The organism is Ruminococcus sp. D54t1_190329_F1 (assembly GCF_015551645.1).
Lineage (GTDB): Bacteria > Bacillota > Clostridia > Lachnospirales > Lachnospiraceae > Blautia_A > Blautia_A faecis.
This window is the reverse complement of the sequence record NZ_JADNDC010000063.1, coordinates 1-11,148: the sequence shown is the minus strand read 5'-3', so window position 1 is coordinate 11,148 and position 11,148 is coordinate 1. Positions and strand designations below refer to the sequence as shown.

Below are 11,148 nucleotides of genomic sequence, written 5' to 3'. Positions count from 1 at the left end.
GACCAGCTTTTACGGTTAGAGGATAAATTGGAAAGTGGCTTGTATTGTGAGCTGACCGACAAGACCCTGCATGACGGCTATATCGAATATACCCTGCTTTATGATATGATAGCGAACCGCATTACCATTGATGAAGTACGGGCAGAAAACGGCTGTCTTAGACTGATGAAAAATCTTGTCTGGGAATATGACGCACTCCCTCACGCTCTGATTGCTGGTGGTACGGGTGGCGGTAAAACCTATTTTCTGCTGACGCTCATTGAAGCCTTACTGCATACCAACGCTGTCCTTTATATCTTAGACCCAAAGAATAGCGACCTTGCCGACTTGGGAACGGTTATGGAAAATGTATATCATACCAAAGAAGAAATGATAGATTGCGTCAATGCCTTTTATGAGGGCATGGTACAGCGAAGTGAGGAGATGAAGCGACACCCGAACTACAAGACGGGCGAAAACTACGCCTATCTGGGACTGCCACCCTGCTTTCTTATCTTTGATGAATATGTGGCATTTTTTGAAATGCTGGGGACAAAAGAAAGCGTGAGCTTACTTAGCCAGTTAAAGAAAATCGTTATGTTAGGGCGACAAGCAGGTTATTTCCTTATCGTCGCCTGCCAGCGTCCAGACGCAAAGTATTTTTCAGACGGTATCAGAGATAACTTCAATTTCCGTGTGGGACTTGGACGTATCAGCGAATTAGGTTACGGTATGCTGTTTGGTTCAGATGTGAAAAAGCAGTTTTTCCAGAAGCGTATCAAGGGGCGTGGCTATTGTGATGTGGGAACAAGCGTTATCAGTGAATTTTACACGCCTTTAGTCCCGAAAGGACATGATTTTTTGCAGACTATCGGCTCTCTTGCACAAGCAAGGCAGGACGGGACGGCGACGTGCGAAGCGAAAGGCGACGGCACGGACTAGCCGTTGCTGGTGTGGCGTAAGCCACGCCAGCAGGTAAAACCCCTCGGTATCTAACAGAGGGGTACGTTTGCAAATAGACAATAGACAAAAAACATAGGAAACATAAGGCTTCTGGCATGATTTCCTAGCAAAATTCAGTTGTGAAGTCGCCTTAAAAAACTTCACACTTGACAGATTGGGGGTATGGTTCTGAATGAAGAACAATGGATAAAAGAATTACGGGAGAAGCGGATTGCTTACGGTATCTCACAAGGCAGGCTGGCGGTGGCTTCTGGTATCACAAGGGAATATCTCAACAAGATAGAAAGCGGAAAAATGAAGCCGTCAAAAGAACTTCTTAATACTCTGCATAAGGAACTGGCAAGGTTCAATCCAGAAGCACCGCTTACCATGCTGTTTGATTATGTGAAAATTCGTTTTCCCACGCTGGATATACAGCACATCATCAAAGATATATTAAAACTGAATATCAATTATATGCTCCATGAAGATTACGGGCGTTACAGTTATACGGAGCATTATTCTTTAGGGGACATCTTTATCTATACGTCGGCTGACGAAGAAAAAGGTGTCCTTTTAGAGTTAAAGGGGCGTGGTTGCAGGCAGTTTGAAAGTTACCTGCTGGCACAGCAAAGAAGCTGGTATGACTTTCTCATGGACGCATTGGTAGACGGTGGCGTGATGAAGCGTATCGACCTTGCTATCAACGACCATACGGGCATTTTGGATATTCCAGAGCTTGCGGAAAAATGCAGGAAACGGGAATATATCGGAAAGTCCAGAAGTTATAAGTTTTACCAGTCGGGCGAGCTTATCAAGCACAGAGAGGACGACAGAGAATATATGGGACGCACCCTTTATCTTGGTTCGCTGAAATCAGATGTGTATTTCTGTATCTATGAAAAGGACTATGAGCAGTACGTCAAGCTGGGGACACCGCTGGAAGAAGCTGATATTATCAACCGTTTTGAGATACGGCTTCGCAATGAACGTGCCTATTATGCAGTACGGGATTTGCTGACCTATTATGACGCAGAGCAGACCGCCTTTTCTATCATCAACCAGTATGTGCGGTTTGTTGATGAAGAACCAGACAAGCGGAAAAATGACTGGAAACTCAATGACCGCTGGGCTTGGTTTATCGGCGATAACAGACAGAGCTTGAAGCTGACGACAAAGCCAGAGCCTTACACCTTAGACCGTACATTGCGTTGGGTACAAAGGCAGGTAGCACCGACCTTGAAAATGCTGAAAAGAATTGATAAGGGAAACGGTACAGACTACATGGAAACAATCGAACAGCAGGCAAAGCTCACAGAAAAACATGAAATGATAATCAAACAGCAGACGACCCCTGCAAAAGATTTGGTGGAAAGTTAGGAGTGATAAAAAATGTGGATATTATTAAAAGACTTCCTGCTGGTATCTCTGGGAATGGGTATCGGCATAGTCTTGATGTGTATTTTGACTGTCGGCAAAGAAGCTGACTGTGAAATGAAACAATTAGAAGAAAGAGAGGACAAATAACATGAATTTCGGAAACAATTTGTATCAATGGTTTTTATCAAACGCACAGAGCTTGGTGCTTATAGCGATTGTGGTTATCGGTATCTACTTAGGGTTCAAGCGTGAGTTTTCCAAACTTATCGGCTTCTTGGTAGTTGCCTTGATTGCTGTCGGTTTGGTATTTAACGCCGGCGGTGTGAAAGATGTACTGTTAGAGCTATTCAACAAGATTATCGGTGCATAAATTTTTATTGTGATGTTGTTAATGGGGTGATATAATATGGATATAAAAATACAACTTTAGGAAGTGATATTTTATGTTAGGATTTAGTATAATGATGTGGTTTGTTTCTGCTATCCTTATATTCGTGAGTATTTCTTTATTAAAGGGAAATTACTCTTTTGTTCATGGTAAAGTATTTGATACTACTGATAACAAAAAAGGATATGCAAAAGAATTAGGAAAACCTGTTTTATTCGTAGGGATTGGTATTTTAGTATCTGGGGTAATTGCGATTATAGTAAAAAATCATTCTATTCCTACCGCAGTTTTTTTCTTGGCAATTATAGCTGGTATTGCTGGACTATGGCTACACAAAATACAAAAAAACTTCCGAAAATTTTAGTTTACAAATTTATATTTGTATAACTAAAATCTCAACTTTCCTTATTTTATGCGACTTGGCGGTATGCCTTGCCACTCTATATGTATCCTTTTCCCTTGTTTTTGCCCTTATGAGGTATCTACAAGGGAAAGTTTTTCTTATTCGATTTTATTCTCCAACCACCTTATCAAGTAGTCGGGCTGAGTTTCGCTTACCTTCTCGGTTAGCGTGTGCATAGACATTCATAGTGGTACTTACATCCGAGTGTCCAAGTAATTCCTGTACATCCTTTGGTGCTGCTCCATTTGAGAGCAGGTTTGTGGTATAAGTGTGTCGCAGGGTGTGGAAGTGGAAATTATCATCAAGCTCCGACAATCGTTTCCTTGCTGTCCTTAAAGCTGTCTCAACCGTTGCAGGGGCTTCGTATGCTCCGTCCGGTCTGATACATACAAGGTCAATCTCGTTGTAATCAAGCGGAATGTCCTCTGTGCCATCCAAATGATAAAGCTCATAGTAGATACGATTCTTTTCCTTAACTTCCCTGTAGTAGTTCCTCTGATAGAGTTCTCCGTAACTGAATACCTGCTTTCTCTGTTCCTTTTTCGCTTTCTTTAAGATGTCAGCGAGCGTATCACAGAAATCCACGATACGGACTTTCTTTCGCTTTGTCGGACCAATCTCGGTCTTGTGCCTTGCTCCGTTGTAACGGACACTTCTTCGTACTGTCAGATACTGTTCCTCAAAGTTAATGTCACTCCAAGACAGTCCGCATACCTCTCCAAGTCTAAGACCTGTGTAGTACGCTATCTGTACCGGCAGGACAGCAGGCTTGTTTCTTTCTTCCAGATACTCCATAAGCGTTTGATACTGCTCTGGTGTAATCGGGTTGATAACCTCTGCATCCTCATCATTATCAGAAAACAAATCCACATCTTCCTCGGCTTTCCTACGCATTACCACATACTGCATTGGATTGAATGTGATGTACTGCTTTGGAAAGACTGCAAATCGGAAGGACTGTTGCAGGACTGCGTGGAAAGAACGGATATAGTCGATGGTGTAACCCTTTGACTTAAAATTTCCTTCCTCACCGCCAAATGCAAGTAAATCCATAAACTTCTGCAAATGCTCCGAAGTGACTGTCTTTAGTTTTCTGTTTCCGATTGGGTGTTGTTTAATCCTGTTTACTGCCTGTAAATAGTTACCGACTGTACCGTTGCTAAGTGAACCCGTTTTCAAATCTTCCTCTGCCCATACATCTAGCATCTGTCCGAGTGTGAGGTTGTCCGCTTTGGCTAGAAATTTCTTTGCGTCATAATCCTCCATAGCCTTGCGTAACATTTTCTCTGTCTCTGATTTGCTCTCCGTACCTGCAAATTCTTTCTGAACCAAGTTACCACTTGCATCCTCCACATAAAAGCGGTAGTACCATTTCTTGCCTTTCTTCCTTACAGAACCTTTTGCCATAATCGTTTCTCCTTTCGATATCGGCAATCGGAACTGGTGAAATGCTTCTTGCGTGTAAGTATATCATAGCTCCGTCTGCCTATCTATACCGAATCGGGATCTTTTTCTGATAAAAGATTGGCTAGTCGATTTTTCGCTGTCTCAGGATTCTTAGAATACAGTCTTACAATATCGCCCATATCGTTCAATGCGTTGACGGTGTGGGTGATTTCTCTAAGGAACATAATCTCATTGTATTCCTTATTGGATTCAAACCCCATTGTCTGGGCGAGCATTTTGTTATCTGTATTTCCTTTGAAATTCTTACAAGCGAACTGGAACGAATCCACGAACAGCTCGTATTCCCGTAACATCAGTAGTAGCAGGTCTTTGGAAAAATCACTTTCGGACTGTTCCATATCATAAGGGAGCTTATTCAGAATGGAAGTCATCACATCACGAATCTGTAATTCTCTTTTATCCGTAATGTCTGTTTCGTATTCGTCCGTCTCACCTTTCAGCCATTCCACAGATACATGAAGTGCATCTGCCAGACCTTCTAAGGTCATTTTCTTGGTGTTATCAATCGTTCCTGCTTCGTATCTCTGAATGGTTGAGGCTGTCACGCCCATTTTTTCAGCGACATAAGGCTGGTTCAATCCTAACTCCTGTCTACGGCTTTTTGCTCTGCTACCGATTGTCTTTCGCAATTCTTTATCTTTTAACATACTTGCGAACCTCCTTTTTCGGTATGTCATTACTATACCACATAACACGATATATTGCAATACGCAATTCTATAAAAGATGATAGAATTTCGTAAGGCTTGACATAGCGTTATAAAAGATATATACTTTAATCAGAATTGCGTAACGCAAGTTTTAAAAAAGGCTAATCCTTTCTTCAAAAAGGAACATCCTCTGATATACAAGACTTGTAATCCTACGCAGGAATGAGGTGATCGAATGACAGAATTAAAGTTTGCTCTCTCCATTGAAGAAGCTGCCGACTATACAGGTATCGGAAGAAACACTCTTAGAAATCTTGTGGAATGGGAAAAGCTGCCTATCCTTAGAGTGGGAAGAAAAATCTTAATCCGCAGGGAACGATTAGACGAGTTTCTGATTCTCAATGAGGGGAAGGATTTACGAGACAGACACGCAGTAAAAGCGGTCAAGGGAACAATGAAAAATGAATAAGGGACAGTCCTAAGACCATCCCTCTGGTATGTATCTGACTAAAAGCCATGATATACCTACACGCAAATAGATTATATCACGGACAAGTCCTCAGATACAACCAGAACTTTTGGAAAATGAGGACAAGATGGATGTGAATGGGTGCAATCGTCCACCCAGTTATAGCTTGTTGGTAGGACAAGTCCACCCAAGATGCAAAAGGTGTTATGAATAGTCCACCCAAGCCAGAAAATGAAGTGGGTGCAACCATCCACCCAAGTGAAGCCGACTGGTAGGACAAGTCCACCCAACTTACAAAAAGTGCTGTGAGAAGTCATACCAAGTGTAGCTATGAAAAAAGCTGTCCGACCTATGACAAAAAGTGTACGCTACTATGATTTTGAGTGTCCAATCTATGGGGTACATTTTCAAAGAGTTAATAGTAAAAAGCTCTATTAAAATCAAAATGTAATAAAACAATGCACTATTAAAAATGAAATTTAATAGGAACTTTTACTACCACTTCCTTGCCAGACACAGTTTAAAAGTAAGCGAAGTAACACAATGCTATTGTCAGGGCAAAAATGCTAACGAATCGTGCTATTGTTTTTTCGATTTTAATAGCAGACTTCTACTGTTTCTACGGTTTTTGCTAAAAAGTCTGAATAATAGAACAATGCTATTGTTAAGGCAAAAGTGCTAACGGATTCGTCTATTGTTTCGCTGATTTTCATAGCAATCTTCTAGCATTTCTGTTAAGAAAAGGGAGTGCCGGATACGGCACATAAAAAGTGTGCCATTAAAGGCACAAAATTAGGTGCTGAGGGAACAGTTACAGCTAAAAGTGAACTTCATAAGCAAGCCCTCGGCGTTTGAGAGCGAAATACACCCATCGCACAAAACTTCGTTTTGTACTCTGTGTATTTCGCTCTGCGAGGCTTAGCCGCCACAAGGCGGATGTGTTCGCAAGACGAGTGCCTATGCACTCGCTCACAGGGAAAGTTTACTACTCACATCTCATCTATCTTATCTGTCCTCTTTTCCAAAATCAAAACTGGGAAAGGAGGAAATCGCTATGCCAAGAAATTCATTTGTGCAGATGTCAAAGCTCCATAATGTTCGTGGAAGAATCTATTATATCTCCAGTGACAAAAAACAGGAAAATCTCTATGCGGTATATGAAACCACAGACCGAAAATTTTGGACAGAACTTGCCAAGTGCAATCAGGCAGAATTTAAGAAAAGCGGTACAGAGGGAAAATGTATCGAAGCAAGAGAATTTATCATTGCCCTGCCGGAATCCTTTGTGGATTATCCGCCAGACGGACTATTAAAATATATGACGGATAAATTCAAAAGTCGGTATGGTGTTGATTGTATTGCAGCACTCCATCATAACAAACGAAAGACGAATTATCATATCCATCTTATCTTTGCAGAACGAAATTATCTTGACGAACCGATAGAAAAGATTGCCACCAGAAATATGTTCTATGATGAGAAAGGTAATCATGTTCGTACCAAGAAAGAAATCCTAGACGAGAATGGAACTATCCGTAAAAGGTGTAAGGTGATCAAGAAAGGTGAGGTCTACGAAAGACAGATGTTTACCATCAAGGACGCTCGCTTTAAGCAGGAACATTTCTTAGATGAGGTCAAGGTATTTTATACCGATGTCATCAACGGACTTGTCAAAGATGAGAAAGAAAAGCTGTCTGCATTCAAGCGTGGGGATGTCTATCTTGCCACTAAGAAAATCGGTAAGAACAATCCAAAGGCAGATAAGATTACACTCAATAATAAGGTCATACAGGACTGGAATCGTACTGTGGATCACGCTTTGGTATCGGGGATGGAGCGAAAGGAAATCTTAAAGGTAAAGCAGGAACAGATTTCAACTCCGATTAAGGAATCCATTCACAAGTATGGCAATCATCCGGAGCTTTTGTTTATGATTATCTTTCGGGCAATCGAGCTGTTAAAAGAACTCATAAAGTTGCTGATACAGAAACAGGAACAACAGAAAGCCAGAATCTCCGACCTTATGGAGCGAAGAAATGAAAAACAAGAGAAACAACCAGCTCCATCCGTTACACAGACAGACAATCAGACAATTCCTGCTGTGACCCAACCATTCAAAGCACCTGCTACTACTACCGCAGAAAAGACCGTTATTCCGCCAAGACCAAGAATGTCTGAGCTGGCACACGATTATGAGATGCGACTTGAAGAGATTATGGAGAAACTTAAACGACAAAACAGAGCCATTCATACGCAGGAAGTGAAAAAAGACCTTATTGACGAGGATTTGAAGAACTGTACAGGATTATTCCAAGGAAAGAAACGAAAGGAATTGCAGGCACAGTCTAACAAATACGCAGAAACGATTAAGATTATGAAGCAGGGATTATCCCATATCGTGCAGGATTACAAATATCCAACGGTAGATGCGTTCCTGCAAGTCTATAAACAAGGCAAGTCCGAGTATGAATCCTATGTCAAAGCAAACAAGGAATGGAACTCCAAGTATGGAGAAAACTCAATCCATCGAAAGCTGGCAGAAAAACAGGCAGAAGTTCAGAAACGGGAACAGGACAGAGATTTTAACTATCGTTCGCCATCAGACAGAGGAGCTAGATAATCTAATTAAATTCAAAAAAGATAAAGACCATCAAATTCTTTATCTTTTTTGAATATTTATGAAAAGTCATCCTGCTATTTAAAGTGTCTCATTAGATTTTTAATTGTTTCGACTATCATAAGAATGATTACGCAGAAAAAGGAATAAAACAATGTGGTATTCATCTTCGTGTTTCCAATTTTATAAAACAGCAGAAATCCAATGCTAACAATTATCACAGAAATAAGTTTATGTATCCATTTTTGTTTGGTGGTTAAACATATTTTATGGTTACTTATAGGTGCAAATAATATACACATAAGGACAAGTATCAAATATCCTAGTACAGTTGGCTTTAAATAGATTATAGCCCACTTATCAAGACAACCGAGAAAAAAGCTGCCTAAGATACATGTTAACTGCGTTGGAGCATGGGCACCTCCGGTATAATGTCGTAACAATGAAAAGGTAATTACCCAAATTAGGGTATAGCCGAGTGTATGTGATAAAACTCCCCATACGAACAATAACACTATGGTTATAAAAGTATTCAAAAAACATTCTAAGTCATATATGTATATTTCTAATTGATCCGCAGAAACATCCTCCCCGGATAGTTCTGCTAACTTATTAGCAATAGATGTAGCCCACTTCGTAATCATTCAAAATCCCCGCTTGTATCAAATCTTGTTGTATATTTGGCAAAAGCACTTATCACGTCTTTGGAATAAGAACGTGCGATTTGTGTAGTTAGATGATTTGACAATTCAATCGTTCCTGATGTAATACGATAGATATGTGCCATATTTACAATATAAGAACGATGGGTTCGGATAAATTCACTTGGCAAATGGACAATAATCTTATTTAGGGTAGACATTTGTTCATAGCATTTGCCGTCTACGGTCAATATATCCACATAATGTAATCTGCTCGAAAATGTCAATATATCTGCATAGGGAATACTTACAATTTCCTGCTTGTTTCGGTATATGTAGGTATTATTAGATAACTCCTTCGCGATTTCATCCAAACACAGAAAAAGAGTATTTTCCTTGACGGGTTTTAGCAAGTAGTTTAAAGCTCTGACTTCATATCCTCGGAATACATATTCTCTAAAAGCTGTTAAAAATACAATAATACCTTGATAACCAGATTCACGAAGGCGTTTAGCAACCTCAATTCCATTCATTTGCCCCATTTGTATGTCAAGGAAAAATGCTGAAGCCTGTATAGTTGTGCCTTCAGAATTTTTTGAAAAATATTCTTCGCCCGATTCGTATTCGTCAATTTCAATATCCCAATCATATTGCTGCCCGTATTTTCTTATTCCATTTTTCAGCCGTTCTGATTCGATCACAGAATCTTCAAGTATGGTTATTTTCATTTTCATAGTAGTTTGTTATTCTCCTTATCCGGTATCATAATATGTACGGAAAAAATTTTGTTATCAGATGTAATCTGCAATACGCCATCTGCCTTTTCTACAAGCTCTTTTACTCGTCTTATCCCAAGTCCATGTTCTTTTCCTTGTTTAACACTCAAAATGTCTCCATCAATGCTACCTTTTATCACACCATCATAATTATTTTCAATGTGAATCAGTATCATATTCTGGTAAGGTTTAATATAAAAATAAATGTATGGATGCTCGGTTGGATCAGAGATTATAAGTCTTTCTCCTGCTTCAATGGAATTATTCCATATATTTCCAAGTATGGATGAAAGCTCAACAGAATCAAGCGGAAAATTTTCAGGAGCCATAATAGAATATTCTGTCTTAATTCCGTGTTTTTCAGCATAATCAAGTTTTGCGGTAAGTATGCAGTCAATAGCAATATTTCCCGTTGCTATGGCACTTTGCGTAGTTGCAAGAGTGTTATGGTATTGCTCTGTATATGCTATAAGTTCATCCCATTTCTTGTCTTTTGCTAATACGTTGATTGCATCCACATAAATCTGCATATCATGTTTCATTTTTCGTAATCGTTCAGTTGTCTCAGATAAGCTATTGAACTCAGTCCTTTCCAGCTCATAAATCTTTTGTTCTTCCAGTAATCGTATGTTTTCTTCTTTTGAATAACCTAGCTGGTATATGTATAGCATCAATACTAAAAATAAAATAATAAAAAACAAGTCAACCAATGATAGCCTAGCTGAAAAGGATGAATCACCAAATTTATCAACAGATTCCAAAGTCAGCCTTAATATGTAGTGCCCGATTGCAAGTCCAGAAATTGCGATGAAAATATATGCAACTTTTTGGAACGGTGAAAGAGATATGTCTTTGTTTCCAATAGAATGAAATAACAAGACAAAAACAGCTATCATTGCCAAATATAACATGGTATATGGCTTCCGTAATGTTCCACCTAATAATAGCTCCAGAGACGCTCCTTTATAAAGAGTAACGGGAATAAAGAACGAAATCTGTTCTGCAACTAAGCAAATGATGGAATACGAAAAGCCCCAAAAGATACGGCGAATTATACTATCACGATAGAACAATACTGCATATCCAATGTCCAAAACACAAGATGACATCAAAGTGCTGTAGGATGATATTCCCATTTTATTCAGCGTGCATAACACAGCAAACTGAAATGATACGAAAAGAAACATCAAAACTGCTTGATGTTTATAATTTGCTCGAATACGCAATTTTTTATGGATAAATATTATAAACAATGCCAGTTCTAAGAAATTAACAATATATTCCCATATTGAGTCAATATATAGCATAGCTACCACTTCCTTTAATCATTCTCCGTCATATTTTATCATCAATAAAGTAGTATAGTATCCATCTAGTAATAATAGTTTACAGTTACTTGCTTTTTTGCTATACTCCATTCAAAAAACAGTTCTGGAG

The 11,148-nt window shown here is 39.4% G+C and carries 12 protein-coding genes; 7 read left to right on the top strand and 5 right to left on the bottom strand.

Annotated features, from left to right (window positions below):
* From I2D69_RS18840 to I2D69_RS18820, 5 genes are all read left to right on the top strand, one after another.
* On the top strand, positions 1 to 921 hold a 921-nt coding region (locus tag I2D69_RS18840; protein ID WP_279311207.1), incomplete at its 5' end, for an FtsK/SpoIIIE domain-containing protein.
* 183 nt (positions 922 to 1,104) lie between these two features.
* A complete protein-coding gene (gene mobT, locus I2D69_RS18835) occupies positions 1,105 to 2,301 on the top strand; it encodes a MobT family relaxase (RefSeq protein WP_074073906.1) in 1,197 nt (398 codons plus the stop codon).
* Between the two features lie 12 nt (positions 2,302 to 2,313).
* Positions 2,314 to 2,448 (top strand): DUF3789 domain-containing protein, encoded by a 135-nt coding sequence (locus I2D69_RS18830; RefSeq protein WP_004843354.1) that lies wholly within the window; start codon positions 2,314 to 2,316, stop codon positions 2,446 to 2,448.
* 1 nt (position 2,449) lies between these two features.
* Positions 2,450 to 2,671, top strand: coding sequence for a hypothetical protein (locus tag I2D69_RS18825; RefSeq protein ID WP_195380382.1), 222 nt, complete (start codon positions 2,450 to 2,452; stop codon positions 2,669 to 2,671).
* Between the two features lie 73 nt (positions 2,672 to 2,744).
* Positions 2,745 to 3,053: a hypothetical protein gene (locus I2D69_RS18820; RefSeq protein WP_004843356.1), complete on the top strand. Its 309-nt coding sequence runs from the start codon at positions 2,745 to 2,747 to the stop codon at positions 3,051 to 3,053.
* Positions 3,054 to 3,200: 147 nt separating this feature from the next.
* On the opposite strand, the gene I2D69_RS18815 is transcribed toward I2D69_RS18820, so the two are convergent.
* On the bottom strand, positions 3,201 to 4,499 hold the full coding sequence (locus I2D69_RS18815) for a tyrosine-type recombinase/integrase (protein ID WP_008396995.1): 1,299 nt from the start codon (positions 4,497 to 4,499) through the stop codon (positions 3,201 to 3,203).
* Positions 4,500 to 4,582: 83 nt separating this feature from the next.
* Positions 4,583 to 5,206, bottom strand: a complete 624-nt coding sequence (locus I2D69_RS18810) for a helix-turn-helix domain-containing protein (protein WP_008396996.1) — start codon at positions 5,204 to 5,206, stop codon at positions 4,583 to 4,585.
* 237 nt (positions 5,207 to 5,443) lie between these two features.
* Here I2D69_RS18810 and I2D69_RS18805 point away from each other — a divergent pair, with 237 nt between their 5' ends.
* Positions 5,444 to 5,677 carry a helix-turn-helix domain-containing protein gene (locus I2D69_RS18805; protein WP_008396997.1) on the top strand — a complete coding sequence of 78 codons (234 nt, stop codon included), beginning with the start codon at positions 5,444 to 5,446 and terminating at the stop codon, positions 5,675 to 5,677.
* 1,054 nt (positions 5,678 to 6,731) lie between these two features.
* On the top strand, positions 6,732 to 8,297 hold the full coding sequence (locus I2D69_RS18800; protein WP_015559481.1) for a MobA/MobL family: 1,566 nt from the start codon (positions 6,732 to 6,734) through the stop codon (positions 8,295 to 8,297).
* A gap of 74 nt (positions 8,298 to 8,371) precedes the next feature.
* Here the strand turns inward: I2D69_RS18800 and I2D69_RS18795 are convergent, their stop codons facing one another.
* Genes I2D69_RS18795 through I2D69_RS18785 form a run of 3 tightly spaced genes read right to left on the bottom strand, consistent with a single transcriptional unit; the run spans position 8,372 to position 11,018 of the window.
* Positions 8,372 to 8,938 carry an accessory gene regulator B family protein gene (locus I2D69_RS18795; protein WP_195380381.1) on the bottom strand — a complete coding sequence of 189 codons (567 nt, stop codon included), beginning with the start codon at positions 8,936 to 8,938 and terminating at the stop codon, positions 8,372 to 8,374.
* Positions 8,935 to 9,669 carry a LytTR family DNA-binding domain-containing protein gene (locus I2D69_RS18790; RefSeq protein WP_015559482.1) on the bottom strand — a complete coding sequence of 245 codons (735 nt, stop codon included), beginning with the start codon at positions 9,667 to 9,669 and terminating at the stop codon, positions 8,935 to 8,937. Before I2D69_RS18790 ends, I2D69_RS18795 begins: the two co-directional genes overlap by 4 nt.
* Entirely contained in the window at positions 9,666 to 11,018 is a 1,353-nt protein-coding gene (locus tag I2D69_RS18785) for an ATP-binding protein (protein ID WP_008397004.1), read from the bottom strand. Before I2D69_RS18785 ends, I2D69_RS18790 begins: the two co-directional genes overlap by 4 nt.
* Positions 11,019 to 11,148 lie beyond the last annotated feature (130 nt).